Annotated in this window: 28 protein-coding genes and 1 pseudogene; 16 read left to right on the top strand and 13 right to left on the bottom strand. The window is 69.2% G+C overall.

The window, feature by feature from the left end:
* The first annotated feature begins 82 nt into the window (after positions 1–82).
* On the top strand, positions 83–772 hold the full coding sequence (locus tag FHW73_RS04395) for a DUF4142 domain-containing protein (RefSeq protein WP_183425504.1): 690 nt from the start codon (positions 83–85) through the stop codon (positions 770–772).
* A 215-nt stretch (positions 773–987) separates the two neighbouring features.
* Here FHW73_RS04395 and FHW73_RS04390 read toward each other — a convergent pair whose 3' ends face one another.
* Positions 988–1,548 carry a DUF488 domain-containing protein gene (locus FHW73_RS04390; protein WP_183425503.1) on the bottom strand — a complete coding sequence of 187 codons (561 nt, stop codon included), beginning with the start codon at positions 1,546–1,548 and terminating at the stop codon, positions 988–990.
* A gap of 98 nt (positions 1,549–1,646) precedes the next feature.
* On the opposite strand from FHW73_RS04390, the gene FHW73_RS04385 reads away from it, so the two are divergent.
* Complete coding sequence (locus FHW73_RS04385) at positions 1,647–2,057, top strand: hemerythrin domain-containing protein (RefSeq protein WP_183425502.1); 411 nt, start codon at positions 1,647–1,649, stop codon at positions 2,055–2,057.
* Here the strand turns inward: FHW73_RS04385 and FHW73_RS04380 are convergent.
* Positions 2,054–2,722 (bottom strand): TetR family transcriptional regulator, encoded by a 669-nt coding sequence (locus FHW73_RS04380; RefSeq protein ID WP_183425501.1) that lies wholly within the window; start codon positions 2,720–2,722, stop codon positions 2,054–2,056. The genes FHW73_RS04385 and FHW73_RS04380 overlap by 4 nt on opposite strands.
* Positions 2,723–2,789: 67 nt before the next feature.
* Between FHW73_RS04380 and FHW73_RS04375 the strand changes: the two genes are divergently transcribed.
* The gene (locus FHW73_RS04375) at positions 2,790–3,665 is read left to right on the top strand and encodes an aldo/keto reductase family oxidoreductase (protein ID WP_183425500.1); all 876 of its coding nucleotides are present in this window, start codon (positions 2,790–2,792) and stop codon (positions 3,663–3,665) included.
* A 22-nt stretch (positions 3,666–3,687) separates the two neighbouring features.
* Here FHW73_RS04375 and FHW73_RS04370 read toward each other — a convergent pair whose 3' ends face one another.
* Together FHW73_RS04370 and FHW73_RS04365 are read right to left on the bottom strand one after the other, a co-directional pair.
* A complete protein-coding gene (locus FHW73_RS04370) occupies positions 3,688–4,158 on the bottom strand; it encodes a YaiI/YqxD family protein (RefSeq protein WP_183425499.1) in 471 nt (156 codons plus the stop codon).
* The gene (locus FHW73_RS04365; protein ID WP_183425498.1) at positions 4,155–4,298 is read right to left on the bottom strand and encodes a hypothetical protein; all 144 of its coding nucleotides are present in this window, start codon (positions 4,296–4,298) and stop codon (positions 4,155–4,157) included. The genes FHW73_RS04370 and FHW73_RS04365 overlap by 4 nt, the downstream gene beginning before the upstream one ends.
* 322 nt (positions 4,299–4,620) lie before the next feature.
* Here FHW73_RS04365 and ccoN point away from each other — a divergent pair, with 322 nt between their 5' ends.
* The 10 genes from ccoN (at position 4,621) to FHW73_RS04315 (ending at position 13,675) form a co-directional block, all read left to right on the top strand.
* The gene (ccoN, locus tag FHW73_RS04360) at positions 4,621–6,099 is read left to right on the top strand and encodes a cytochrome-c oxidase, cbb3-type subunit I (protein ID WP_183425497.1); all 1,479 of its coding nucleotides are present in this window, start codon (positions 4,621–4,623) and stop codon (positions 6,097–6,099) included.
* Positions 6,096–6,731 (top strand): cytochrome-c oxidase, cbb3-type subunit II, encoded by a 636-nt coding sequence (gene ccoO, locus FHW73_RS04355; RefSeq protein ID WP_183425496.1) that lies wholly within the window; start codon positions 6,096–6,098, stop codon positions 6,729–6,731. Before ccoN ends, ccoO begins: the two co-directional genes overlap by 4 nt.
* Positions 6,728–6,868, top strand: a complete 141-nt coding sequence (locus tag FHW73_RS04350) for a CcoQ/FixQ family Cbb3-type cytochrome c oxidase assembly chaperone (protein WP_183425495.1) — start codon at positions 6,728–6,730, stop codon at positions 6,866–6,868. Before ccoO ends, FHW73_RS04350 begins: the two co-directional genes overlap by 4 nt.
* Positions 6,865–7,806: a cytochrome-c oxidase, cbb3-type subunit III gene (gene ccoP / locus FHW73_RS04345; RefSeq protein WP_183425494.1), complete on the top strand. Its 942-nt coding sequence runs from the start codon at positions 6,865–6,867 to the stop codon at positions 7,804–7,806. The genes FHW73_RS04350 and ccoP overlap by 4 nt, the downstream gene beginning before the upstream one ends.
* On the top strand, positions 7,803–8,099 hold the full coding sequence (locus FHW73_RS04340) for a hypothetical protein (RefSeq protein ID WP_183425493.1): 297 nt from the start codon (positions 7,803–7,805) through the stop codon (positions 8,097–8,099). The genes ccoP and FHW73_RS04340 overlap by 4 nt, the downstream gene beginning before the upstream one ends.
* A gap of 194 nt (positions 8,100–8,293) precedes the next feature.
* The gene (locus FHW73_RS04335) at positions 8,294–9,838 is read left to right on the top strand and encodes a 4Fe-4S dicluster domain-containing protein (protein WP_183425492.1); all 1,545 of its coding nucleotides are present in this window, start codon (positions 8,294–8,296) and stop codon (positions 9,836–9,838) included.
* Positions 9,838–10,335 (top strand): FixH family protein, encoded by a 498-nt coding sequence (locus tag FHW73_RS04330; RefSeq protein WP_183425491.1) that lies wholly within the window; start codon positions 9,838–9,840, stop codon positions 10,333–10,335. The genes FHW73_RS04335 and FHW73_RS04330 overlap by 1 nt, the downstream gene beginning before the upstream one ends.
* Positions 10,336–10,342: 7 nt before the next feature.
* The gene (locus FHW73_RS04325; RefSeq protein ID WP_183425490.1) at positions 10,343–12,739 is read left to right on the top strand and encodes a heavy metal translocating P-type ATPase; all 2,397 of its coding nucleotides are present in this window, start codon (positions 10,343–10,345) and stop codon (positions 12,737–12,739) included.
* A complete protein-coding gene (gene ccoS / locus FHW73_RS04320) occupies positions 12,736–12,963 on the top strand; it encodes a cbb3-type cytochrome oxidase assembly protein CcoS (RefSeq protein WP_183425489.1) in 228 nt (75 codons plus the stop codon). Before FHW73_RS04325 ends, ccoS begins: the two co-directional genes overlap by 4 nt.
* Positions 12,953–13,675, top strand: a complete 723-nt coding sequence (locus FHW73_RS04315; RefSeq protein ID WP_183425488.1) for a sulfite exporter TauE/SafE family protein — start codon at positions 12,953–12,955, stop codon at positions 13,673–13,675. Before ccoS ends, FHW73_RS04315 begins: the two co-directional genes overlap by 11 nt.
* Positions 13,676–13,699: 24 nt before the next feature.
* Here FHW73_RS04315 and FHW73_RS04310 read toward each other — a convergent pair whose 3' ends face one another.
* A complete protein-coding gene (locus tag FHW73_RS04310; protein ID WP_183425487.1) occupies positions 13,700–14,656 on the bottom strand; it encodes a glutathione S-transferase family protein in 957 nt (318 codons plus the stop codon).
* A gap of 131 nt (positions 14,657–14,787) precedes the next feature.
* On the opposite strand from FHW73_RS04310, the gene FHW73_RS04305 reads away from it, so the two are divergent.
* Positions 14,788–15,747, top strand: a complete 960-nt coding sequence (locus tag FHW73_RS04305; RefSeq protein WP_183425486.1) for a glutaminase — start codon at positions 14,788–14,790, stop codon at positions 15,745–15,747.
* 41 nt (positions 15,748–15,788) lie between these two features.
* Here FHW73_RS04305 and FHW73_RS04300 read toward each other — a convergent pair whose 3' ends face one another.
* Positions 15,789–17,147, bottom strand: a complete 1,359-nt coding sequence (locus FHW73_RS04300) for a glycoside hydrolase family 16 protein (RefSeq protein ID WP_183425485.1) — start codon at positions 17,145–17,147, stop codon at positions 15,789–15,791.
* A 419-nt stretch (positions 17,148–17,566) separates the two neighbouring features.
* Between FHW73_RS04300 and FHW73_RS04295 the strand changes: the two are divergent.
* Both FHW73_RS04295 and FHW73_RS04290 read left to right on the top strand, forming a co-directional pair.
* Positions 17,567–18,517, top strand: a pseudogene (locus tag FHW73_RS04295) (D-hexose-6-phosphate mutarotase); the annotation flags it as partial.
* 116 nt (positions 18,518–18,633) lie between these two features.
* A complete protein-coding gene (locus FHW73_RS04290; RefSeq protein WP_255492647.1) occupies positions 18,634–20,757 on the top strand; it encodes a M13-type metalloendopeptidase in 2,124 nt (707 codons plus the stop codon).
* Between the two features lie 557 nt (positions 20,758–21,314).
* Here FHW73_RS04290 and FHW73_RS04285 read toward each other — a convergent pair.
* From FHW73_RS04285 to FHW73_RS04255, 7 genes are all read right to left on the bottom strand, one after another.
* The gene (locus tag FHW73_RS04285; protein WP_183425483.1) at positions 21,315–22,619 is read right to left on the bottom strand and encodes a TIGR00366 family protein; all 1,305 of its coding nucleotides are present in this window, start codon (positions 22,617–22,619) and stop codon (positions 21,315–21,317) included.
* A 143-nt stretch (positions 22,620–22,762) separates the two neighbouring features.
* Entirely contained in the window at positions 22,763–23,365 is a 603-nt protein-coding gene (locus FHW73_RS04280) for a nitroreductase family protein (protein WP_183425482.1), read from the bottom strand.
* A 164-nt stretch (positions 23,366–23,529) separates the two neighbouring features.
* Entirely contained in the window at positions 23,530–23,895 is a 366-nt protein-coding gene (locus tag FHW73_RS04275; RefSeq protein ID WP_183425481.1) for a glycine zipper 2TM domain-containing protein, read from the bottom strand.
* 123 nt (positions 23,896–24,018) lie between these two features.
* Positions 24,019–24,819, bottom strand: a complete 801-nt coding sequence (locus FHW73_RS04270; RefSeq protein ID WP_183425480.1) for an SDR family oxidoreductase — start codon at positions 24,817–24,819, stop codon at positions 24,019–24,021.
* Positions 24,820–24,883: 64 nt separating this feature from the next.
* A complete protein-coding gene (locus FHW73_RS04265) occupies positions 24,884–25,150 on the bottom strand; it encodes a hypothetical protein (RefSeq protein ID WP_255492646.1) in 267 nt (88 codons plus the stop codon).
* Positions 25,151–25,162: 12 nt separating this feature from the next.
* The gene (locus FHW73_RS04260; RefSeq protein WP_183425479.1) at positions 25,163–25,468 is read right to left on the bottom strand and encodes a YkgJ family cysteine cluster protein; all 306 of its coding nucleotides are present in this window, start codon (positions 25,466–25,468) and stop codon (positions 25,163–25,165) included.
* 220 nt (positions 25,469–25,688) lie between these two features.
* Positions 25,689–26,741 (bottom strand): ROK family protein, encoded by a 1,053-nt coding sequence (locus FHW73_RS04255; RefSeq protein ID WP_183425478.1) that lies wholly within the window; start codon positions 26,739–26,741, stop codon positions 25,689–25,691.
* Between the last annotated feature and the right edge of the window lie 56 nt (positions 26,742–26,797).

Raw genomic sequence — 26,797 nt, 5'->3', positions numbered from 1 at the left:
GTGGCGCCGGCGCGCGGCTTCACCGCCTGCGGCGGGCATGACGCCCAGCATCGCGTTTCCTGTCCTGCTATGGAGTGCGACCATGAATCTTCGTCCGACCCTGCTGGTGGCTTCGCTCGCGTTCGCGCTGTCGGCATGCGGCGACCGCGCCGCCGATGATCACCAGGCTGCCGCCACACCGGGCACCCCGCCTGCTGCCGGGCCGACCACCGACGACAGCGCGGCCATGGGCACCGGCCCGGCCGACACGATGGCCCCAGGCGATGCCCAGACTGGGACCGGTGCCGCGACTGCATTGGCACCGGCGGATCGCAAGGCGCTGCTGGCAGTGATCGAGGTCGATCGGCACGAGATCGCAGCCGCGCAGGATGCGCTGAAGAAGGGCGTCGGCGAGCGCGCGCGTGCGTACGCCGAGCAATTGCGCACCGACCACGAGCGCAGCATGCAGACCACCCAGGCGATGCTCGACGGCAAAAGCGAGAGCGCAAGCGCATCCCCGCAGCCGGCGGCATCCGACGACCCGGCGCTGACCGCCGAGCGTCGTCAGCACGACACCGAGCGCCAGCGTCTGGAGGGACTCGATGGCGAGGCCTTCGAGACTGCGTGGATCGACGCGATGGTCAAGGGCCACCAGGCCGCGCTGGACAAGCTCGATCGCGAGCTGATCCCGCAGGCCAGTGCCGGCGATGTGCGCAGCCACCTGGAGAGCACGCGCAAGACGATCGCCGGCCACCTCGAGCAGGCCCAGGCGCTGCAGAAGCCCGCGTCCTGAGCCGGATTCACAGAGGCGAGTTTGGGTGCGATGCGTGCGTCGCCCCCGCGCTAACCCTCCCCATCTAGGGCGCAATGCCTCTTGGGCGGGGAGGGCGCTTGCGAACACGTCGCTATAGCGCCGATTGCGGGGATAAGGACTGGCAAGCACGGGGATGACCTCCCCCGCCTGCGGGGGAGGTCGGCGCGCCTGGCGCGCCGGGTGGGGGCGAGGCTTTAAGCCTCTGGCGCGAACAAGTCATCTTGCGGCGGTGCAGGCGCGCTGTAGTCCAGTCGTCCGTCGACGATGCGCGCAGCCGCGGTCCAGGGATGCGGCTGCGATTTGCCCGGTCCCATCAGATGCACCACCTCCCAACCGCGGGCCTTGAAGTCGTCGGCGATCAGGCTGCGATGGCAACTCCACCACATCGCCTCGGCGCACATGCAGGCGGTGCGCTGCGCGTGCGCGAGCGCCATCAGCCGCGTGTGTGCCTGCGCATACTCGGCGGTGTCCATGTAATCGGCGTAGCCACGAAAACTCGCGTTGCGCCAGGCCGTGTGTGGCGAATCGGCAAGCGCCTGCCGACGGCCACCCAGTTCGGGCATCGGCACGAAGACGATGCCGGCCTCGGGCAGGCTATGCGCGAGCGATTGCGCGGAAAAATGCGGATGGCGGCGCGAGCCGGGATGGCGACGGACGTCGACCAGCGCGGTGATGCCGTCGGCGCGCAACATGTCGATGAAGACCTCGATCGGCCGTGTCGAATGGCCGATCGTCCACAACTGAGGTGTGTGCATGCAGGCAGGCTAGCGCGTGTCGTGTGGAGCCGTGCTCAAGCCGTCGGCCCGTCGGCCGCTAACGACAGGCAACCCGCAGGTTTTTTTCGGAGGGCCGGATGGACATCCGCCGCTACCACCACGACCACGGCGAGATCGCCGCCCAGATCGATGCGCTGCGTGCGCTCGCCCATGCCGGCGTCGCCGACAACGCCGAAGCGATCTCCAGCCACATCATCGCCTTCGCCAGTCGCGTCAAGTTCCATCTCGCGGCCGAGGATCAGGTGCTCTATCCCACGCTCGCGCGCGCCGGCGATCCGGCGGTCGCGGCGATGGGCGCGCATTACCAGCAGGAGATGCAGGGGATCGCCGCCGAATTTGCCGAGTTCGTCGGCCAGTGGCGCGTGCCGTCCCGGGTCAAGGCCGACCCGGAGGGCTTCCGTGCCGGCGCCAACACGGTGCTGCGCGGCCTGTTCGAGCGGCTGCAGCGCGAGAACCGCGAGCTCTACCCGGCCGCCGAGCGGGTCTAAGGTCGGCGGTCGTCCGCGCCTTGCGTCGGCCCGTCCTGACGCCCCCGGTCCGCCTGCAGATAACCCGATAGCAGCCGTGTGAGTTCCGCGTCCAGGGTGATCGCGAACGCCGGGGGCGCATGTCCTTCGAGCAGTGCCCGGATCGGCCCGAGCAGGACGTTCAGGACGAAGACGGCAGTGGCCGTCGGATCGGCAATGCGGGCGTCGGGCGCGGTCGCGAGCATCTGCGCGATCGCCGCCACACTCCGTGCCTGCGTGCGCGCAACGAGTTCGATACCGCCGTGTTCGGCGGCGACGGCATACAGCGCCCTGGACTCAGCGGGATTGCGTAGTTTCGCGGCAACGATCGCGGTCACCAGCGCGCCGGCCATGTCCGCGACGGGCGAACCGCGTTTCGCATCGCATGCGCGCTGCACCGCGTCCGCGACGCCGTCAAGATGACGGGCGAGCACATCGGCGAGCAGCGCATCGCGATTGGGGTAGTACTGGTAGAGGCTGCCGACAGACATGCCGGCCCGTTCGGCGACGCGGGTCGTGGTGCAACGCGCCAGCCCCTCGCGCGTCAAAACCTGAATCGTGGCGACGTGCAGCGCATCGACGGTCGCCGTCGACCGGCGCTGGACCGGGCGTTTGCGAGGGGCGAGCGGGTCAGCGGCGGTCGCCATCGAATGCGAATTCCAAAGCTGAAGAAGTCTTCAGATACTACCGCGGTCCCCACACGCGAGGTTCGTCATGTCCCAGTCCCATACCGCCGGCACATTCCGCCTGGGGGATCGATCTGTGAAGCGGCTGGGCTACGGCGCGATGCAACTCGCCGGCCCCGGCGTGTTCGGTCCGCCCAAGGACCCCGCCGCGGCAGTGGCCGTGCTGCGCGAGGCGGTCGCCCTGGGCGTCGACCATATCGACACCAGCGATTTCTACGGCCCGCATGTCACCAACCGGATCATCCGCGAGGCACTGCACCCGTATCCCGACGACCTGACGATCGTGACCAAGATCGGCGCCCGCCGCGGCGACGACGCCTCCTGGCTGCCCGCGTTCTCGGCCGATGCGCTGACCCAGGCGGTGCACGACAACTTGCGCAACCTCGGCCTCGACGTGCTCGACGTGGTCAACCTCAGGATCATGCTGTCCGCGCACGGCCCGGCGGAAGGCTCGATCGAGGCACCGCTCGCGGTGCTGGCCGATCTGCAGCGGCAAGGGCTGGTGCGGCACATCGGCCTGAGCAACGTCACCGCGACCCAGGTGGCGCAGGCGCGCGGAATGGTCGAGGTGGTGTGCGTGCAGAACCTCTACAACATCGCGCACCGTGACGACGATGCGCTGATCGACGCGCTGGCCGCCGACGGTATCGCCTACGTGCCGTTCTTCCCACTGGGCGGATTCACGCCGCTGCAGTCCTCGACCCTGTCGGCGGTCGCCGATACGCTGGGCGCGACGCCGATGCAGGTCGCGCTGGCCTGGTTGCTGCGCCGCGCGCCGAATCTGCTGTTGATTCCCGGCACCTCATCGGTCGCGCACCTGCGCGAAAACCTGGCTGCCGCGGACCTGGTGCTGCCGGCCGCTGCGGTCGCGACCCTCGACGGCATCGCCGCCGGTTCGGCGTAGCGCATCAGGTCGGGCGGGCCGGTCAGCGTCGCCTGGCCAGCCAGCGGTCGAGCTGCCCGGCGAACGCCTGGCGGTCGCGGGCGTGAAAGGCGGCCGGCCCGCCGGTCTGTACGCCGGCGCCGCGCAGTTCGTCCATGAAGTCGCGGATCGACAGGCGCTCGGGGATGCTGTCGGATGTGAACGGCTGGCCGCGCGGGTCGATGGCCTGGGCGCCCAGCGCGAGCACACGGGCGGCCAGCGGGATGTCCTGGGTCACCACCAGATCGCCGGCCCTCACGCGGGCGACGATGGCATCGTCAGCGGCATCGGGGCCGCCTTCGACCTGAAGCGCGCGCACGTGGCGCGAGGGTGGGGTGCGCAGCCACTGGTTGGCGACCAGCGTGACCGCGACCTGCGCGCGTTCGGCGGCGCGAAACAGGATGTCCTTGACCGGGCCCGGACAGGCGTCGGCATCGACCCAGATCCGCACGGGATCCGCGGCCGGCGCGGTCACTCGGCGGCGTCGGGCGTGGCCGGCGTGTCGCTGCGGGTCGCGTCGCGCTCGGCGCGCTTCTTGGCGTCCTTCTCGTCTTTCTTCTTCTTCTTGGCGAGTTCGCGCTGGCGTTTTTCGAACGAATAGTTGGGCTTTGCCATGGGGCCTTCGTGGTTGGACGAGCCCCCAGTGTACCGCCCCGCCCAGAACCGGGCCCAGAAACCGGGGTCAGAGTGCACTTCTCGCTCAACGAAAAAATGCACTCTGACCCCGGTTCTGGGTGGGTGCGCTGATCGGTCGCAGCTGGGGCGCAGGGCCGGGCCGGCAAATGAATGGGCGACTGTCTATGATGGGCGCGTTCATGTCCCCCGGCTGCCGGGGCATGGACAGGGCACACCGCTCGCAGGGGCACCTTGATCGAGATCAAGGTAGAGCGACATCACGGGCGCCTAACATTCTTCTATCCAAGAAAGGGGGCGGCGAATGCACGCCATGACTGAAACCTATAATGACAAAGTAGTCCGCCAGTTCGCGGTGATGACCGTGGTCTGGGGCATCGTGGGCATGCTGGTGGGGGTGATCATCGCCGCCCAGCTTTACGCGCCTGCGCTGAATCTCGACATCCCGTGGCTGAGCTACGGCCGTCTGCGTCCGCTGCACACCAATGCGGTGATCTTCGCGTTCGGTGGCTGTGCGCTGTTTGCGACCAGCCTGCATGTGGTCCAGCGCACCTGCCATGTGCGCTTGCTGTCCGACAAGCTGGCCGCCTTCGTGTTCTGGGGCTGGCAGGCGGTCATCGTCGCTGCGGCGATCACCCTGCCGCTGGGTCTGACCCAGGGCAAGGAGTACGCCGAGCTCGAGTGGCCGATCGACCTGCTGATCACCGTGGTCTGGGTCGCCTACGCGGTGCTCTACCTGGGCACGATCGCCAAGCGCCGGGTCAAGCACATCTATGTGGCCAACTGGTTCTTCGCGGCGTTCATCATCGCCGTGGCGCTGTTGCACATCGTCAACAACATCGCGATCCCGGTCGGCCCGCTGAAGTCCTATCCGGTCTACAGCGGCGCGGTCGATGCGATGGTGCAGTGGTGGTACGGCCACAACGCGGTCGGCTTTTTCCTGACCGCCGGCTTCCTGGGCATGATGTACTACTACGTGCCCAAGCAGGCCGGCCGGCCGATCTACTCCTACCGGTTGTCGATCGTGCACTTCTGGGCGCTGATCGCGGTCTATATGTGGGCCGGCCCGCACCATCTGCAGTACACCGCGCTGCCCGACTGGGCGCAGTCACTGGGCATGGTGTTCTCGCTGATCCTGCTGGCGCCCAGTTGGGGCGGTGCGATCAACGGCGTGATGACGCTCTCGGGCGTGTGGCACAAGCTGCGCACCGATCCGATCCTCAAGTTCCTGATCGTCGCGATCTCGTTCTACATGATCGCCACGTTCGAGGGGCCGATGATGTCGATCAAGACCGTCAACTCGCTCTCGCACTACACCGACTGGACCGTGGGCCATGTGCACGCCGGTGCGCTGGGCTGGGTGGCGATGATCTCGATCGGCTCGATCTACGCGCTGATGCCGCGCCTGCTGGGCCTCAAGGAGATGTACTCGACCAAGTGGATCGACCTGCATTTCTGGCTGCACACCGTGGGCGTGGTGCTCTACATCGCCTCGATGTGGATCGCCGGCGTCATGCAGGGCCTGATGTGGCGCGCCACCAATGAGGACGGCACGCTGACCTACAGCTTCGTCGAGGGTCTCAGTGCGACCTACCCGTACTACCTGGTGCGCCTGCTGGGCGGCATCGTGGTCCTGTCGGGCATGTTGCTGATGGCCTTCAACTTCTGGAAGACCTACCGGCAGAGCCAGGTCGTCACGGCCGACCAGCCGGTGCTTCCTCCCGACGTCTCCCACAACCCCGCCCCGGTGGCCGCGCAGGTCTCCGCAGGAGGCCAGGCATGAGCGGCGAAAACAAGAACGCGCACGAAAAAGTCGAGAAGAACGTCGGCTTGATGGCGGTGCTGATTGCGGTGGCGGTGTCGTTCGGCGGTCTGGCCGAGATCGTGCCGCTGATGTACCAGGCCGAGGCGATTGAGCCGCTGCCGGGAGTGGAACCGTACCCCGCGCTGGAGTTGGCTGGACGTGACGTGTACGTCCGCGAGGGTTGCTACAACTGCCACTCGCAGATGGTGCGCACGCTGCGCTTCGAGTCCGAGCGTTACGGCCATTACTCGCTGGCCGGCGAGTCGGTCTACGACCGGCCGTTCCAGTGGGGCAGCAAGCGCACCGGGCCGGATCTGGCCCGCGTCGGTGGCCGCTACTCCGACGACTGGCACCGCGTGCATCTGAACAACCCACGCGACGTGGTGCCCGAGTCGAACATGCCCGCCTACTCGTGGCTGGCCAAGGCCACGCTCGACGGCGAGCAGGTCAGCCGCCGCATGCAGGCCCTGCAGCGCCTGGGCGATCCCTACTCCGACGAGCAGGTGGCGCAGGCTGCCGAGGACGTCTCGGGCAAGACCGAACTCGATGCCGTGGTCGCTTACCTGCAGGGCCTCGGTCGCCACGCCCCCAAGGGAGGGGACAGCCAATGATTTCCGGAATCGTCACCGCGATCCTGCTGCTGTGCTTCATCAGCGGCTGGGTCTGGGCGTGGAGCCCGAAGCGCAAAACCGAATTCGAGGCAGCCGCGCAACTGCCGCTGGACGATGACGAGGAGCAGGGGTCATGAGCAACGCTTGGTCGTGGTATGTCATCGCCATCGTGGCGTTGAACATCGTCGGCTGCGTCTGGTTGTTGATCTGGACATCGCGGCGCCGCCCCGGCGACCCGAAGCCCGATGACACCAGCCATGTCTGGGACGGCGATATCACCGAGTACAACAAGCCGCTGCCCAAGTGGTGGATCAACCTGTTCTACCTGACGGTGGTGTTCGCGATCGGCTACCTGATCTGGTATCCGGGCCTGGGCAACTTCGCAGGCACCAGCGGCTGGACCTCGGCGCGCGAGCACGATGCCGACAAGGCCCGTCGCGACGCACAACTCGAGGAGACCTTCGGTGCATTCGCCGGCAAGCCCCTCGAGCAGTTGGCCGGCGACCCACGGGCGATGGACCTGGGCCGTTCGATCTTCGTCAACACCTGTGCGGCCTGCCATGGCTCGACTGCGCAGGGCGCACCCGGCTACCCGAACCTGACCGACGATGTCTGGAACTGGGGCGGTGAGCCGGAGCGGATCCTGGAGACGGTGCTCGATGGCCGCCAGGGCATCATGCCGCCGCTGGGGTCGGTGCTGGCCGGGATCGGCGGCGATGTCGCGGTGACCCAGACGGCCGCCTACGTGCGCGCACTGCGTTCGCCGGACCTGGAGCAGACGCTGAGCACCGACTACATGGCGGCGCGCGGCGAGCAGCACTTCCAGGGCCTGTGCGTGGCTTGCCACGGTGTCGACGGCAAGGGTAACCAGGCGTTGGGCGCTCCAAACCTGACGGCGCGCAACACCCTGTATCCGAACACGCTCGAGAGCATCCGCCAGACGATCAACGAAGGCCGGCACGGGGTCATGCCCGCGCATCGCGAGCTGCTGGGCGAGACCCGTTCGCGCCTGGTTGCAGCCTACGTCTGGTCGTTGTCCAATAAGCCGGCAGCGGACACCACGGCACGCCAATGACGGATTTCACGGAACCGCGCTTCGACCACCCGCCACGTCCGCTGGCGCAGCGGGTGGGCGCGATTCTGTGGCCGAGCTTCTTCGCGGCGGGCGTGTGCACCATGGTGTTCTTCGCCTTCGTCGATCCCCTCGCGCTTCGCGACATGACCTTCCCGGATCTGTCGATGTCGCGCGAGCTGGGATACACCCTCGGGTTCTTCATGTTCTGGCTGGCGACTGCGGCCTCCAGCCTGTTCACATGGATCCTTCTGCGGCCTGCGAGCCGCTTCAACCGACCGTTGTCGCCGGACTGAGCCGGCGGCAACCCTCGGCGTGGCGCGGCCCGTTGCGCGCTGCGACAACGGGTCGCATTCCGACGCCCTGAACGGGGCGGACAATAGCGTTCATCACCGAACGCTCACGTCGGTCGCACCCCTATCGGTAGCCAGATGAATCGCATCCAGCCCAAGTTCCCCTCGTCCTTCGTCCCGCTGCCGGGAGCGACGACGTGAAGGGGTCGATTCCGCTCGAAGTCGTCGATGACGGCGGTTCTGTCTACCAGAGCGAGCGCAAGGTCTACCCGCGCGATGTATCGGGTCGGCTCAACCGGCTGCGCGTGGCGGCGGTGGTCTGGCTGCTGGGCATGTTCTATGTGTTCCCCTGGCTGCGCTGGGACGGGCGCCAGGCGGTGCTGTTCGATCTGCCGGCGCGCAAGTTCCATGTCTTCGGCCTGACTTTCTGGCCACAGGATTTCCTGTTCCTGGCGTTGCTGCTGATCATCGCGGCGCTGGCGCTGTTTTTCTTCACCGCGCTCGCCGGGCGCCTGTTCTGCGGCTACGCCTGCCCGCAGACGGTGTGGACCGAAGTGTTCCTGTGGATGGAGCGCTGGACCGAAGGCGATCGCTCCAAGCGCATGAAGCTCGACGCCGGCCCCTGGACCGGCGAGAAGGTGATGCGCAAGGGCGGCAAGCACCTGATCTGGGCGGTGTTCGCGCTGTGGACCGGCTTCACCTTCGTCGGCTTCTTCACCCCGATCACCGACCTGGGCGCGCGCGCGATGACGCTGTCGTGGGGCGGCTGGGAAACGTTCTGGGTGCTGTTCTACGCTTTGGCCACCTGGGGCAATGCCGGCTTCCTGCGCGAGCAGGTCTGCAAGTACATGTGCCCCTATGCGCGCTTCCAGAGCGCGATGTTCGACCGCAATACCCTGATCATCGCCTACGACCCGATGCGCGGCGAACCGCGCGGTCCGCGCAAGCGTGGTCTGGGCAGTGTGCTTGAGCGCGGCCGAGGCCTGCTCGACAAGCTGGTCGCCTATGACTACGTATTCCGCGCCGGGCGCCACCCGTCGGCTGCCAGCCAGAACGCGCAGGCGCGCGGCACCATCACCTGGGACGGCGACCTGGGCGCGATCGAACCGTTGCCCAAGTTCGCCCCCGAGGCGCTGGGCGACTGCATCGACTGCACGATCTGCGTGCAGGTCTGTCCGACCGGCATCGACATCCGCAACGGGCTGCAGTACGAGTGCATCGCTTGCGGCGCCTGCATCGACGCCTGCGACAGCGTCATGGACAAGATGGGCTATCCGCGTGGGCTGATCCGCTACTCCACGCAGAATGCGATCGACGGCAAGGCCACCAAGGTGCTGCGCCCGCGCATCTTCGTCTACGGCGCGCTGCTGGTCGCGCTGTGCGTGGCCTGGGCGGTCGGCGTGGGCACCCGCAGCGACCTGATCGTGGAAGTGCTGCGCGACCGCAATGCGCTCTACCGCGAAGCCGGCGACGGCAGCACCGAAAACGCCTACACGCTCAAGCTGGTCAACAAGTCCGACGCGGCGCGCGAGTTCCGCATCCTGGTCGAATCCGCGACGCCGGGCATCGAACTGCGCGACAATGCCCAGGCCGTGCCGGCGCGTGCGGAAGAGGTGGTCTCGTTCCCGCTGGTGCTGGTGGCACCTGAGGGTGTGCGGGGGCGCCACGAGGTGCGATTCGTCGTCGAGGACGACGACGGCACGCGCAAGACAGTCGACAGCAGCTTCTTTGGACCGATGTGATGAATGACAACAAGCGCCCGCTGTGGCGGATCCCGGTGATGTGGCTGGTCATCGGCCTGCCGCTGGCCTCCATCGTCGCCGGCGTGGGGCTGTTGATCGTCGCCACCCGCACCGGCGGCGACGATGTCGTCAACGACGAGGTCCGCCGCGTCTCGCAGATCCAGACCACCAATCTGGGCCCGGACGCGAAGGCGCGGCAACTGGGGCTGAGCGCGATCGTGCGGATCGACGAGACGATGGTCGAGGCGATCCCGGCAACGGGCGAGTTCCCGCGCGAGGCGAACTTGCGGCTGCTCCTGCAGCATCCGACCCAGTCGGAGGACGACCTGACGCTGGAGTTGGCACCGACGGAGACCGGGTGGCGCTCGACCACGCCGATCGACGACGGTCACGACTGGATCGTGCAGCTGGCACCCGCCGACGGCACCTGGCGCCTGCAAGGACGCCTGCCCAAGCAACAGCACGCCGCCCGCCTGGCGCCGTCGCTGCAGCCCTGATGCAGACGTGAACGCCGCTGCGCATCCCGCGCCCGCGGGCTGCTTCCATTGTGGCGAACCGCTGACCGCGCATGCGGTGCAGGCGCCGATCGACGGCGCCACGCAGGCGTTCTGTTGCGATGGCTGCGCGGCCGCGGCGCAGTGGATCCGCCACGCCGATCTCGGCGATTACTACCGCCTGCGCAGTGCGATGCCGGCACCGGTCGGCAACGAGGCGATCGACTTCGGAATCTGGGATCGCGAGGATCTGCTGCGCGAGCACGCCAACCCGGTGCCCGGTGGACGCGCGCTCACGCTGCTGACCGACGGCATGCGCTGCGCCGCATGCGCGTGGCTGATCGACCGGGCATTGCGCCGCGAGGATGGCGTGCTCGACGTCACCGCCAACGCGGTGACCGGCCGCATCCGCATCGCCTGGGACCCGGCGCGCACCGCGCCGTCGCAAGTGCTGCAGCGGCTGGCCGCGCTCGGTTATCGCCCGTACCTGGCCGGCGGCGAGGCGCGCGAGCGCGCTCGGGTACGCGAGCGTCGGCGCTGGCTGCTGCGTCTGGGCATTGCCGGGCTGGGCACGTTGCAGGCGATGATGTTCGCCGAGGCGCTGTACCTGGACTTCGACCAGCAGATGCCGCTGGCCACGCGCGACTTCTTCCGCTGGATCACCTTCCTGGTGTCGACCCCGGTGGTGTTCTATGCCGGCTGGCCGTTCCTGGCGGGCATGGCGCGCGAGCTGCGCCAACGTCATGTCGGGATGGACACGCTGATCGCGACCTCGACCCTGCTGGCCTACCTGGCCAGCCTGTGGGAGACGATCCGCGGCGGCACCCACGTCTGGTACGACGCGGCGGTGATGTTCGTGTTCCTGCTGCTGGCCGCGCGCATGCTCGAACAACGCGCGCGCAACGTCGCCACCGCCCAGGTCGATGCGCTGGCGCGCGCGCGGCCGTCGCTGGCGGTGCGCGAGCGCGCCGACGGCGCACGCGAGTCGGTGCCGGCTGCCGAGCTCGTCGCCGGCGACATCGTCTGTGTCGCGGCCGGCGATGTCCTGCCCGCCGACGGCGTGCTGCTCGATGGCGAGGCGGTGTTCGAGGAATCGCTGCTGACCGGCGAGTCGGCGCCGGTGCGCCGCGTCGCCGGCGAGCCGCTGTACGCCGGCACGGTCTGCCGCGAATGGCCGGTGCGGGTGCGCGTGACTTGCACCGGCACCGACACGCGGCTGTCGCAGCTGACCCGGCTGGTCGAACAGGCGCAGTCGCACCGGCCGCGTCTGGCGCGTCTGGCCGATGGGATCGGCAGCCGCTTCGTCGCCGGCCTGCTGCTGACCGCGCTGGCGGTGTACGTGGGCTGGCGCATCCACGATCCGGCGCGCGCGTTCGAGGTCACGCTGGCGCTGCTGGTGGTCAGCTGCCCCTGTGCGCTGTCGCTGGCGGTGCCCACGGCGCTGGCCACGGCGCATGGCGCACTGGCCCGGCTCGGCGTGCTGGCGACCCGCGCCGACGCGCTGGAGACGCTCGCGAGCGCGACCGATATGGTCTTCGACAAGACCGGCACCTTGACCGATACGCGCCCCGAGCTCGACGAGGCGACCGGCTTCGACGGTTTCGACCCGGCCCATGCGCTGCGGATCGCGGCCGCGCTCGAACGCGACGCCAATCATCCGATCGCGCAGGCTTTCGCGCATGTCGCTGCCGATGCCGCCGCCGACGCGATGATGGTGGTGCCGGGGCAGGGTGTGGAAGGGACCGTCGAGGGCGTGCGCTGGCGGCTGGGCCAGGCGGCGTTCGCCGCCGGACGCGCAGACGATGGCGCGCTGTGGCTCGGCGACGGCCAGCGCGCGCTGGCCCGGTTCACGCTGCGCGAGCACGTGCGCGAGGACGCGGCCGCCGCGCTGCAGGGCCTGCGCGAACTGGGGCTGGCGCTGCATCTGGCCAGTGGCGATGCGCAGGCGCCGGTCACGGCGCTGGCCGCGCGACTGGGCATCGACGACGCGCATGCGCGCCAGACCCCGGAGGACAAGCTGGCGCGGGTCCGGGCGCTGCAGGCCGAGGGCCGCACCGTGGCAATGATTGGCGACGGCCTCAACGATGCGCCAGTGCTGGCCGGCGCCGACGTCTCGATCGCGATGGGCGAGGGCGCCTCCTTGGCCCAGCGCGCCGCTGATCTGGTCACCACCGGGCCGACCTTGCGGCGTATTCCGGCGACGATCGCCGTGGCGCGGCGCGCCAGGCGGGTGATCCGGCAGAACCTGGGCTGGGCACTCGCCTACAACCTGCTGGCGATCCCGGTGGCGGCGGCCGGGCTGGTGACACCGTGGCTGGCGGCGCTGGGCATGGCATTGTCGTCGCTGCTCGTCACCGCCAATGCGCTGCGCCTGACGCGGGTGCCGGCGACCGGAGAACCGAGATGAGAAGTCTGCTGCTGCTGGTCCCGATCAGCCTGGTCCTGCTTGGCATCGCGATCGCTGCCTTCGTCTGGGCGGTCAGGCGCGGCCAGTTCGACGACATGGACACCCCGGCGCTCGACATCCTGGTCGACGACGACGGCCGCGACGAGGCCGGGCACCTGCTGGGCGCGCGGTCCACGGATGCACCGCCGGCGACACCGCCGCAGGACCGGCCGCGTGCCGATTGACTGGCTGGTGGTACTGGCCGCGCTGACCAGCGGCCTGCTCGGCGGTCTGCACTGCGCGGCCATGTGCGGCGGCATCGCGACCGGGTTCTCGGCCGCCTCACCGGGCGGTGGCTGGCCGCATGCACTGCAGGTCAATCTGGGCCGCGTGGGCGGCTATGTGCTGGCCGGGGCGATCGTCGGCGGTTTCGGCCACGGGCTGGTCGGCGTGTTCGGCAACCCGTGGATCGGCTTCGGGCTGCGCATGTTGCTGGGCGCGGCGCTGGTGCTGGTGGCGTTGCGGCTGTTCGGACGCGGCGGCTTCGACCTGCTGCGTCGGCCGGGCGCTCGCCTGTGGGCCTGGTTGCAGCCGCTGCAGCGGCGCCTGTTGCCGGCCGAGACGGCGCCGCGCCGGATCGCGTTGGGAATGCTGTGGGGCTGGTTGCCCTGCGGGCTCAGCCTGAGCCTGCTGACGGTGGCCTGGATGCAGGCCAGCGTGCCGGGCGGCGCGCTGACAATGGCCGCCTTCGGCCTGGGCACACTGCCGGTGATGCTGCCACTGACCTGGTCGGGCCAGCGCGTGGGCCGCTGGCTGCAGCGCCCGCGGCTGCGCGCGCTGGCGGCCTCGCTGGTGCTGGCGGCCGGCCTGTTGACGCTGGCCGGTCCGTGGTTGATGCAGGTGCCGGCCTTGCATGGGCCGCTGTCGGCGATGGGCTGCGTGCCGCCGCCGCTGTAACGGCACGGCGACGCGCTGGCAACGTCAGCGTCCGAACGGCGGCACCGGCCCGGCGGGCACGATGCCGGTCGGATTGATCTGCCGGTGGCTCTGGTAGTAGTGCCGCTTGATATGGTCGAAGTCGACCGTCGGCGCGACCGCCGGGTGGCGATACAGCCGCTGGGTGTAGGCGAGCAGGGCGGGGTAGTCGATCAGCCGCCGCAGGTTGCACTTGAAGTGGCCGTGGTAGACCGCGTCGAAGCGCAGCAGCGTGGTGAACAGTCGCCAGTCGGCCTCGGTCAGCTGCTGTCCGCACAGGAACTGATCGCCCGACAGCCGCAGCTCCAGCCAGTCGAGGGTCGCGAACACCGCCTCGACGGCCTCATCGTAGGCCGCCTGTTGCGTTGCGAAGCCCGCCTTGTAGACGCCGTTGTTGAGCCCGTCGTAGATGCGCGCATTGACCGCGTCGATCTCCTCGCGCAGGTCGCGCGGATAGTAGTCGCCCTCGGCCGCGCCGACCTCGTCGAAGGCGCTGTTGAACATGCGGATGATGTCGGCCGACTCGTTGCTGACGATCGTCGCGCGCTGGGTATCCCACAGTACCGGCACACTGACCCGCCCGGTGTAGCGCGGGTCGGCGGCGGTGTAGAGCTGCCACACCGTGTCCACACCATTGACCCGGTCGGGCACGACACCCGGCCCCTGCGCGAAGGTCCAGCCGTCGTCGGCCATCAACCAGTGGGTAACCGACAGCCCGATCATGTCCTGCAGGCCCTTGAGCTCGCGGAACAGGGTGGTGCGGTGCGCCCACGGGCAGGCGCGCGCCACGTAGAGGTGGTAGCGCCCAGGCTGCGCGACGAATCCGCCTTCGCCGGTGGGGCCGGCGCGGCCGTCGGCGGTGATCCAGTTGCGGAACTGCGTCTGCGGCCGGGCCAGGCGTCCGTCGCCATCGACCAGTCCGTCGTCGTCGCGATGCCAGCGGCCTTCGATCAGCATGCCCATCGTGCGGCGTCTCCAAGCGGTGAGGCCTGCAGTGTGCCGGCTGCGGCATCAAGCGCGTGTGCCTGAAGCGCGGCGACCCGCGCTTGACGCCTCCATGCGCAGACTGCCTGTCCGCCACCACGAGCCCAGCGATGCACAGCCCGCCGCAGAACCCGCACGACCTCTCGCGTCACGACCTCCCCGGCATTCTGGCGACGATCGATGCAGAGGTGCGCGCGCGCTTCGACGCATGCGAGGGCAAGGTCGCCGATTACATTCCGGCGCTGGCCTCGGTGCCGCGCGAGCGCTTCGGCATGGCGGTGGCCACGCTCGATGGCGACGTTTACAGCGTCGGCGATGCCCAGGAGCCATTCTCGATCCAGAGCATCTCCAAGGTGCACACGCTGACCCTCGCGCTCGACGCGGCCGGCGATGCATTGTGGAAGCGCGTCGGGCGCGAACCGTCGGGCGACCCGTTCAACTCGCTGGTCCAGCTCGAACACGAATGCGGCATCCCGCGCAATCCGTTCATCAATGCCGGTGCGCTGGTGGTGGCCGATGTGCTGTTGTCGAATTACGACGATCCTGAGGCCGCGCTGCTGGCCTTCATGCGCGAGCGTTCGGGCAATGCCGAGGTCGGCCGCGACGAGGAGATCTGGAGCTCGGAGCGGCGCAGCGGCTATCGCAACATCGCACTGGCGAACTTCATCCGCAGCTTCGGCAACATCGAGAACGAAGTCGACGCCGTGCTCGACCTGTACTTCTTCCAGTGCGCGCTGCGCATGAACTGTGTGGATCTGGCGCGCAGCGTGCGCTACCTGGCCGGCCGCGGCGTGTGTCCGGGCACCGGCACGCGCGTGACCAGCGTCGAGCGCAGCACGCGGATCAATGCGGTGATGATGACCTGCGGCACCTACGACGCGGCGGGCGAGTTCGCCTTCCACGTCGGCCTGCCGGCCAAGAGCGGCGTCGGCGGCGGCATCGTCGCGGTGGTGCCCAACGTACTCAGCCTGTGCGTGTGGTCGCCACCGCTCGACGACAAGGGCAATTCGCTGCTCGGCGCCTACGCGCTGCACCGCTTCACGCGGATGACCGGGCTGTCGGTGTTCTAGGGCATCGCGCGCACCGCCCGTGGACGGTGCGCGCGATGCGGTCATGGGCTCTGGTAATACACGTCGTCGATGAACAGGTCGACCGGCTGGCCGGGCGCATCGCCGGCGAGCATGAAGAACTGCTTGACCGCGTGCAGGTCGAGGTCGTGGAACGCGGAGAACGGAATGCTGACTTCGTGCCAGGCGCCGTCGCGGACCAGGCCGTACTGCTGGCCGCCCGGCGCGAAGGGGATCCAGCTGTCGCCGAACGAGGTGTTGATACCGACGCGGAACGGTGCCTGGCTGGCGGTGCGCATGCGGAACTTCAGACTGCCGCCGGCGTAGGCGCCCATGTTGCGCACGTCGGTGATGATGCCCAATCCGAACCAGTTGCCGGGATTGGCGCGGAAGGCCATCAGCTCGTTGCCCTCGAACGGCGCGGCGGCGATCGGGGTCAGGTTGTTCCACAGGAACAGGTCGGTGTTGCTGCCGAAGTCCAGAGCGCCGGCCAGGCCGCTGCGCTCGGTGTACACGCCGAACTGGCCGGCCGGCGTCGCGCTGTTGCTGCCCAGGTACAACTCGCTGTCGGGATGGTCCTGGTAGAGCCGGATCCAGTCGACTTCCATGCGGCCGGGCAGCGGCGCGGTGACATCCTGCGGGGTGTGCACACCGGTGTAGGTGCCGCCGACGGCGATATTGAGCAGCAGGAAGTGCGGGGCGTGGAACTCGTGCACCTGCGGCCCTTCGACATCGGAGATGTCGAATTCGAAGTACTGCTGGCCGTCGATCGAGACACGGATGAAGTTCGGGTCCCAGGTCAGCTTGTAGATATGGAAGTCGTCATGCAGCGCGACCGGGCTGTTGTAGACCGTCGCGTGTGAGGCGTACGAGCCGTTGTAGTCCCAGTGCACGGCGGCGCCGATCCGGCGATTGGCCATGCCGTCGGCGATGGCCTGGGCGGAGCCTGCTTCCATCATGTCGATCTCGCCGCGCGCCGGCCACACGCCGACCGCGCCGAGCATCCAGTATGCCGGCCACACCCCATTGCCGGCCTCGGGGATCTTGATCCGCGCCTCGAGCGTGCCGTACTTGAACTGCACGCGTCCCTCGGTCTTCAGTCGCGCGGACGTGAACGGGCTGCCATCGAAGTTCTCGCGGCGCGCCTCGATGATCAGGCGACCGTTCTCGATGCGCGCGTTCTCCGCGCGGCTGGTGTAGTACTGCATCTCGGCATTGCCCCAGCCACACAGGCCGATCTGGCACCCCGTGCCCACGTCGTAGGTCCAGGTGTTGCCGTCGATCGATGGGCCGTCGAAGTTCTCCTGCCAGACAGGCGTCTGGGCATGCGCGGCGGGGGCGAATGTGGCGGCCGCGCCGAGGCAGGCGACGAGCGGCAGGGCGAACAGGCGTACGCAATCCATGACGGACTCCTTGCATTCGAAAGGGAAGCGGCGCGGCGGGGGACGGCCGGCTTCGAGCCTGCGTGCGCTTGACAGCGCTGTCAGCCATCTCGGGCCCGCGATGTCGCGTTCCGCGAACCGGATCACGGATTGGCGTCTGCGCCGGGTGAAATCGCGGTTGTGCCTGGGGCGAGCATGTTGCGCGGCAGCACACAGATGCGCAGATGCGCACGTTTCCAGGGCCGGTGTGCCGCGCGCAGTCGTGCGCTCGCTGCACGTCCGGCACGCAGCCAGCTAAGCTGGGCGATCCGCCTTTCACCCGTTGCCCAATGCCGATTCGCTTACTCGTGCTGTGTTGCGGACTGCTCGCCGGATGCGCCGGCGGCAGTGCATCGCGCGACCTGCGTCCGGCGCAGGAGACCGCCTTGCCGACGACACCCGCCATCTCCGAGACCGCCTTCGCCGTGCCCAGCGGCTACCCAGCCGCGCTCGCCGCTGCGGCGACGGCGACCGCGCCGCCCGCATTGCCAGAGGTCGAGGGCCTGCGGCTGGGGCGGCATGCCGGCATCGAGGCACTGTTGGTGGAGACCCCGCTGGCAACGGCGGCGATCGCGCTGCACGGCGGGCATCTGCTGTCGTATGTGCCGGCCGGGCAGGAGGACGCGTTGTGGCTGTCGCCGTCGGCCAAGCCGCCGCCGGATGCGATCCGCGGCGGCACGCCGGTGGTCTGGCCATACTTCGGCCGGCAGGGCCAGACCGGCGAGGTGCCGGCGCATGGCTTCGTGCGCACCGTGCGCTGGCAGGTGCTCGCGGCCTCGCGTGCCGACGACGGCAGCGTCGCCATCGAACTGGCACCGCCCGATTTCCCGGAGCTGGGCCTGCAACTGCGGATGACGTTGCGCATCGGCCAAGCGCTGGAGCAGACGCTGGCGACCACCAACACCGGTGTGCGTCCGGTCGCGATCACTCAGGCGCTGCACACCTACTTCCGTGTCTCCGACGTCGCCCAGGTCCGCGTCCGCGGCCTCGACGGCCTGAGCTATCTCGACAAGAACGACGGCTATGCCGCGCATGCGCAGGCCGGGGACTGGACGCTCGACGACCCACGCGACCCCGGTCGCAGCGACTACATCTACACCGATGCGCCCGGGCGCTACGTCCTCGACGATCCGGGCCTGGGCCGCCGGATCGCGCTCGACGTCGCCGGCAGTCGGTCGCTGGTGGTCTGGAATCCCGGTGCAACGGCCGCGGCGCGCATGGACGACATCGGTCAGGCCTGGCGCGGCTTCCTGTGTCTGGAGGCGGCCAATGCCGGGCCCGATGTCGTCGCGCTGGCGCCCGGTGCCACGCACCGGCTGACCCAGACCGTGCGCGTGCTCGCGGGCGGCTGAGCGCGCGGGTGACCAATGGCCGGGGCACGGCTGCAGCGTGCCCGGTATGCTTGGCAGTCGGCCGCCCGGCACTCGCCGTTGACGGCTTTCCGACCGTGTTTCGATGGAGATCGCGCTTGAAGAAGACCCTGCTGTCCGCGGCGACCGCCGTGGCGATGACGATGGCGGCCACCGCCGCTGCCCACGACCACCGCTGTCTCGAGGAGACCTGCACGCTGCAGGCGTTGTTCGCGAGCGAGCCCGGCGCCGGCGGCGCCTCCACTTCGGGCGATCCCGTCGCCGCGCAGCGCATGGGCAGCTGGGGCATCGACACCGCCGGCATGGACACCTCGGTGCGGCCGGGTGAGGACTTCTTCGGCTACGTGAGCGGCAACTGGGCCAAGACCACACAGATCCCGTCCGACAAGTCGAGCTACGGTGCGTTCCTGGTCCTGCGCGATCTGTCGGAGGCGCGCGTGCGTCAGTTGGTCGAGGGCTACGATGTGGCCGACGCTGCGCATCCCGATCGCGCCAAGGTCGCCACGCTCTATGCCGGCTTCATGGACCAGGCCGCGATCGAGGCGCTGGGCGCCCAGCCGCTCGCCCCCAAGCTCGCTGCGATCCGCGCTGCCGGCGACAAGGATGCGCTGGCCCGGCTGATGGGTCAGAGCCAGGGCGACTTCGGTCGCAGCTTCTTCGGCCTGGGCGTGTCCGACGACCAGCGCGACCCCGACCGCTACACGCTGTACATGAGCCAGTCGGGCCTGGGCCTGGGCGATCGCGAAATGTACCTGCGTGAGACCTTCGCGCCGCAGCGCGAGCGGTATCAGGCCTACATCGCGCAGATGCTCGAACTGGGCGGTTGGGAGAACCCGCAGCGCAATGCCGAAGCGATCCTTGCGCTGGAGACCAAGATCGCCGAAGCGCACTGGACCCGCGCCGAAAGCCGCGACCGCGACAAGACCTACAACCCGGTCGAGCTGTCGGCGTTCGCGACCACCGCGCCGGGCTTCCCGTGGGCCACGTACTTCGCCGCCGCCGGCGTGCCGCAGGCGCCGCGTGCGGTGGTGCGCCAGAGCACCGCGATTCCGAAGCTGGCCGCGATCTTCGGCCAGACCGACGTCGCCACGCTGCAGGCCTGGCAGGCCTTCCACACCATCGACAATGCCGCGCCGCTGCTGTCGAAGGCGTTCTCCGATGCGCGCTTCGAGTTCCGCAACAAGTTCCTGTCCGGTCAGCCCGAGGAGCAGGAGCGCTGGAAGCGCGGCGTGGCGTTCGCCGAGAACACGATGGGCGAGGCGATCGGCCGCGACTACGTCGCGCTGTACTTCCCGGCCGATGCCAAGGCCAAGATGGACGCGCTGGTCGCCAACGTGAAGGTGGCGATGGGCGCGCGGCTCGAGCAGCTCGACTGGATGGGCCCGGCGACCAAGGCCGAGGCGCGCAGGAAGCTCGACGGGTTCGGCCTGAAGATCGGCCACCCCGACCAATGGCGCGACTACAGCGGCCTGGTGGTCGAGCCCGGCGATGTGTTCGGCAATGCCGAGCGCTCGATGGCGTTTGAGTGGGACTACCGCCGCAACCGTCTGGGCAAGGAGGTCGACAAGGGTGAGTGGGGCATGACCCCGCAGACGGTCAACGCCTACTACAACTCGGTCAAGAACGAGATCGTGTTCCCGGCCGCGATCCTGCAGCCGCCGTTCTTCGATCCCGACGCCGACCCGGCGGTCAACTATGGCGCGATCGGCGGCGTGATCGGCCACGAGATCATCCACGGCTTCGACGACCAGGGCCGCAAGTCCGACGGCGAGGGTGTGCTGCGCGACTGGTGGACGGCCGAGGATGCGGCCAAGTTCGAGGCCCAGGCGGCCAAGCTCGGCGCGCAGTACGAGGCCTATACGTTCCCGCAGCTGCCGGGCATGCACATCAACGGCAAGGTCGCGATGGGCGAGAACATCGGCGACCTGGGCGGCATCACCATCGCGCTGGAGGCCTACCGCCGTTCGCTCGACGGCAAGCCGGCGCCTGAGATCGACGGCTTCAGCGGCGAGCAGCGGCTGTTCATGGGTTGGGCGCAGGTGTGGCGCACGCTGTGGCGCGACGATGCACTGCGCCAGCAACTGGTCAACGGTACCCATTCGCCGGGACACATCCGCGCGTTCGCGCCGCTGCGCAATGTCGATGCATGGTACGACGCGTTCGACGTGCGCGAGGGCGATGCGCTGTGGATCGCACCCGAGGACCGTGTGCGGATCTGGTGACCGCCCACCAGCGGTGACAGAGCCAAAGCCGCCGGGCATTCCCCGGCGGCTTTTTCGTGTCCGGTCCCGCCCGCGTGTAGTGATCCGACCGACGCCGCGGAAAGCCCTTCTCCGCGTGCAGGAAACCAGGAAAAGCCCTCCCCGCACGCGGGGGAGGGTTGGGTGGGGGCACAGGCCGATGCGATGGTGTTCGGCCTTGGTCGCCAAAAGCCCCAGCCCCCACCCGACGCCTTCGGCGTCGATCTCCACCCGCAAGCGGGGAGGTGTTGCACCACCCGACGCGCGCAGCGGTCCGATCGAGACCGCGGAAAAGCCCTCCCCCGCGTGCGGGGGAGGGTTGGGTGGGGGCGCAGGCCGATGCGATGGCGTTTGGCCTTGGCCGCGAAAAGCCCCAGCCGCCACCCGACGCCTTCGGCGTCGACCTCCACCCGTAGGCGGGGGAGGTGGCGCACCACCCGACGCGCGCAGCGATCCAATCGAGACTGGGAAAAGCCCGCCCCCGCACGCGGGGAGGGTTGGGTGAGGGCCACAGCCGATGCGATGGGGTTCGGCCTTGGTCAGGCGAGCAGCAGCACCGCGCCGATGATCACGCCCGATGCGAACAGCAGCATCAGGCAGTAGCCCATGATGTCCTTGATCTTCAGTCCCGCGATCGCCAGCAGCGGCAACGCGAAAAATGGCTGCAGCATGCTTGTCCACGCGTCGCCCCAGGCGACCGCCATCGCCACGCGCGCAAGGTCGGCGTCGAGCGCCTGCGCGGCGGGCACCATCACCGGCGCCTGCACCGCCCACTGGCCGCCGCCGGACGGCACGAACATGTTGATCAGGCCGGCGGACAGGAACGTCCACAGCGGCAGCGTCGACGCGCTCGCGAACGAGACGAACCACTCCGACAGCGTCGTGGCCAGCCCCGAGCCGACCAGGATCGCCATGATTCCGGCGTAGAACGGGAACTGCACCACGATGCCGGCACCGCCCTTGATCGCTTCCTGCAGCGCGGCGAGCAATCGGGCGGGCGTGCGATGCAGCACGATGCCCAGCATCAGGAAGCCGTAGTTGACGATGTTGAGATTCAGACCGCCACCGGTGGCGAAATGGTCGACCAGGTAGACCAGGCCCGCGGCACCGATCGCCAGCGACAGGAGCCAGCCGTGCTCGAGACGCACGGCCGGCGTGGCGTCGTGCGCCAGTGCGGGCGGCGCGGGGTCGTCGGGCGGCGAGAAGAGCACCGCATCGTGGTCGTTGGGCGTCATCGCGCGGTTGATCAGCGGCACCGCGATCGCCAGCAGCGCGACGATCATCAGGTTGAACGGGGCAAAGATCGTTTCGCTGGTCGGAATCAGCCCCATCGTCTCCTGCAGGAAGTGGCCCTCGGTCGCGATGGTCAACGGGATCGACCCCGATAGCCCGCCATGCCAGACGAGAAAGCCGGAGTAGGCACTGGCGACCAGCAGCCGGTAGTCCACGCGCACATGGCGGGCGACCTCGCGTGCGAACAGTGCGCCGATCACCAGCCCGAAGCCCCAGTTGATCCAGTTGGCAACCAGCGCCACCAGCGTGACGACGACGATCGCGTTGCGCGGCGTGCGGCAGCGCGAGGCCAGCGCAGTGAGCATCCGTGCGACGGGCGGGGTGCGGGCGAGGATGAAGCCGGTCACCAGCACCAGCAGCATCTGCATCGAGAAGCCGAGCAGCTCCCAGAAGCCGTTGCCCCAATGGCGCACGAGCGCCAGGGGCGCTGTGCGTTCGATCGCGAGCGCGGCCACAGCGGCGATCGCAGTGAAGATCAGCACGAAGACGTAGGCATCGGGCAGGTAGCGTTCGACCAGGCGAACGGACAGGCGCGTGGCGCGCTGGAACATGCGGGCGGCTCCGGAACACGGAAAAGCCGCCGACGATACCTTGGGAATGCGGTGCGAGGCGTTGGGACGATGGTCGTAGCCGGTGGGTCCCCGCCATCGCGATGGCCGCGGCGCCGTCGTTCGGCGCCGCAAGCCGGTGGTGCTCAGCCGTGCACGCGGAACCGCACCGCGTCGTCGATGAACGCCTTGTCGCCGAACGGCGCTTCGTTCGAGCCGAACGGCATCTGCGCGCGCAAGGTCCAGCTTGCCGGCAGCGACCACTGCGCAGCCGCGGCAGCGTCAGGCAGCGGGTTGTAATGCTGCAGGCTGGCGCCGATGCCGGCATTGGCGAGCGCGGTCCAGACCGAGAACTGCGCCATCGCACTCGCGTGCTCGGACCACACCGGGAAGTTGTCCGCATAGAGCGGGAACTGCTGCTGCAACCCGCGGACCACGTCCTGGTCCTCGTAGAACAGCACCGTGCCGGCGCCGGCGGCGAAGCTGTCGATCTTCGCCTCGGTGGCGGCGAAGCCGTCGGCCGGGACGATGGCGCGCAGCGCGTCCTTGACGATGTCCCAGAAGGTCTGGCTCTGATCGCCGAACAGGATCACCGCCCGCGAGCTCTGTGAGTTGAACGACGAGGGGCTCAGGCGCACGGCCTCCTGGATCAGCTCGGTGGTCGCCTGCTGCGACATCGGCAGCGTACGCCCGAGGCTGTACTGGCTGCGGCGACGACGCGAGGCTTCAAGGAACGGGTTGCTGGACATGCTGGGCTTTCCTGGTTGAGAGAGACGGGCCGCAATGCGGCAACCGGGAAAGTGTGGCGTCAGCGACGCGCGGCGGTAGCGCGGGGGACGGAAAGGATCGTTTCAGGCACAAAAAAGCCGGCATCCCAGAAGGCATGCCGGCTCGTTTGGCGGATGGGCGAGGCTCAGCGATACACGCGATCGCAGCGCGTCTCGACGATGCGGTCGCCGCGGCTTTCCTGGCGGTTGCCCTGGACGTTGCGGCCGATCGCACCACCGGCCACGGCACCGCCGACAGTCGCAAGCTTACGGCCGTTGCCGCCGCCGATCTGGTTGCCGATCAGGCCGCCGATGACCGCGCCGGCGGCCGTGCCACCGATGCGATTGGGGTCGGAACTGTTGCGTTGGACTTCGACATCCTTGCAGACCACGCGGCTGCCGTCGTTGAAACGGCGCCCTTCGTCCTGCGGGCCGTAGTGCTGGGCGTGGGCGGTTCCGGCCGCAGCCAGCGAAAACAGGCCGAGACAGGCAAGTGTGCGCAACGTGTGCATGACGATCTCCACGGGGGTGATGCCGCGATGCTTGCAGTGCACCGGGCAACCGCACATGAAATTCGGCGTCTGGGGGCGTCGTGGTTCAGCCGCGGGCACGTCGCGTGACGCCCGCGTCGTCGCTCAGGCGTACTGCATCTTGCGGCCCATGCCGCCGTCGACGACGACATGCTGTCCGGTCACGAAGCCAGATGCGGGCGAGAGCAGATACACCGCGAGCGCCGCGACGTCCACCGGGGTGCCGACCCGCCCGACCGGATGCTGCGCGTGGTCGCGCTTGGACAGCTTCGGGCGACGGCGCGCCGCGGGACGCTGCCAGTCATCGGTCGCGATCCAGCCGGGGCTGATCGCATTGACGCGCACGCGTGGCCCTTCGCTGATCGCCAAGGCATGGGTCAACGCGACCACGCCGCCCTTGGCGGCGGCATAGGCTTCGGTGTGGGCTTCGGACTGGAGTACACGGCTGGAGGCGATCGACACGATCGCGCCCTGTCGCGCGCGCAGCGCGGGCAGGGCGTACTTGCAGCACAGGAACGCGCCAGTGAGGTGGGCGTCGATGAATCGCCGCCACTGCGACAGCGGCAGATGTGCCAGGTCCGTCACGTGCGGATCGGCCGGGCCCGCATTGTTGACCAGGCCGTCGAGGCCTTTCATGCGCGCGATGGCCTTGGCGAAGAAACCGCGCACCGACGCCTCGCGAGCGACATCGAGCGGGAAGAAGCACGCCCGATCGCCGACATCCCACTCGGCCAGACAGGCGGCACCGGCGTCGCGGTCCAGGTCGCCGATCGCCACGCGACCGCCGGCACCGAGCACGGCCTGGGCGATTGCGCGACCGATGCCTTGCGCGCCACCGGTGATCGCGACCACGCGGTCGCGCAACGGCGACGGGTCGAGCGGCAGTACGGGCGGGGTCAGGGACATGGCGGCTTCCACGGCGAGATCGGCCGCAGGGTCGCACGCCCGGCATCGCGGCCGGGTGCAGGCCTCAGCCGCCGCGGGCCTTCTTCGGTGCGTTGGCGGCAACCTTCGGCGCTTCGGCATCGACGCGCATCAGCGTGCGGGTGACGCCCAGCACTTCGATCCGGCCGCCGGCCGCGCGAAAGCGCGCCAGGTCGGCTGCGATCCGGTCGCTGGTCACGCTCGCGCCGCGGTCGCCGGGCTTGCGCGGGCCGGCGAACAGGTGGCCGGTGCTCGACGCCGTCGTCGGGGTGGCCGCTGCGGCCGGGGCCGCTGTCTTCTTGGTACGGGACATCGAACGCTCCTTTCAGTACATCGCCAGGGGAATGCCGCGTCGTCCGCGGTCTTCGTAGTCGTCGCGGACCGAGCGGCAGTAGGGGCCTGCCATCTCGAAACGCCGGCAGATCTCCGGTCGGGTGTCGTAGATCGAACAGCACATCCGCGCCGGATCGATGGCCACGCACCATCCTTCCTCGTCGCGGGCCATGACCTGCAGGCCGGCCTCGGTGACGTCGACGAACCGGGCGGGCACATCGTCGTCGCTCTGCAGCACCACCGTCAGCCGGCAGCAGACCGCGTCGCAGCGCGCGCAGTCGATGTCCGACACGATCATCGGCCCAGGACCGGGCGGCGGATCGGGGACGGTGCGAATGGGGCGGGGACGCAGCGGGTCATCACGCTTCCTGGGGAGCGTCGCCCGGAGCGGGCGGTCACACGTGGGGGAAGCGAGGCGGCGGCCAGGGCGGTCGCGCGTGACGCACGGATGGGCGAGGGGCCCGGCGCCTAGCATAACACCGCCCGCCTGTGGGGCCGTTGGCGGCGGGTCGGGCGGTTCAGGAACGCCGGTTCGTGTAGCTGGCGTTGCCCAACCCGGTGCCGATCGTCAGCACGCCCCAGCGGCGCACACCGGTCATGCGTGGGCGCTCGCTCAGGCCCTGAACGACGGCGTCGTTGTGCAAGCGCACCAGGGGCGCGCGGCCGCCGATCCGGTCCAGGTGGGCCTGCAAGGCGTCGGCGACCCGGAAATCGGCGGCCTCCCAGTCGCCGGGCAGATTGTGTGCGCCGTGGAGGATGGCGCCGTCGTGCGCGATTTCGCCCGGACAGGCGACCCCGACGAATGGGGCCAATCGCAGATCGCGTGTGCGGGCGTGGGCGATCAGGCCGTTGAGCATCGCGGCGGTCCTGGTCATCGCGGTCTCGCGATCGGGCGCGTCATTGGCATGCCGCCACTGCGTGCGCTCGATCACCTGCGCGCGACTGCCGTCCTCGCGTTTGTCCAGGCGCGGTGCGACCAGGCCGCAACGGATGTTGGTGCCGCCGATATCGACCGCGAGGAAGGCGTCGTAGCGCTGGAACCTCGCAGGCGCCAACGGCACCCAGCCCAGCAAGCCGGCATCGTCGCCATCGTGGCGCAGCAGGGTCAGGTCGACACCGGCGCGCGCGAGCTTGAGCAGGCGCGCGGCGCGGCGCACCGACAACGCGCCGGTGCGGTTGCCGGGGAAGCCGCCGCCGATGACGATGCGCTTGACGCCGTCCCATTCGGGCTGCGCGAGGAAGCAGCGGATCACCCCGGCCAGCCGCTCGGCGTGGTCTTCGATCGCGGCGTGGATCAGATGCGCCGCATCGGGGTCGCCGCCGACCAGCACCAGGTCGATCTCCTTCTTGCCGATCGCGTCGGTCGGCGTGCGTCCGAACGGATCGCGGCCGCCGGTGAAATGGTGGCGGCGGCGATGGTCGAGCAGGGCGCGGAACGCGCGCTGGCTGGCGCGGTCGCCGATGAAGCCCCCGCCCTCGGCATCGCGCAAGGCCAGGTTGCAGCTGTCGATCGTCAGCCCGGGCAGATGGGCGGCGGCGTGGCGGTTGCGATCGTCGCGTGGGCGGGCCATCGGGTCGGGTCGGCCGGACAGAGGCGCCCATCGTGCCTGCCATCGTGTCGCGCGGC

The sequence above is a fragment of the Luteimonas sp. RC10 genome, from assembly GCF_014192745.1.
In the GTDB taxonomy this organism is placed as follows: Bacteria; Pseudomonadota; Gammaproteobacteria; order Xanthomonadales; family Xanthomonadaceae; genus Luteimonas.
Note: the sequence above shows the minus strand (reverse complement) of the source record. Positions and strands in the feature narration are given on the sequence as shown.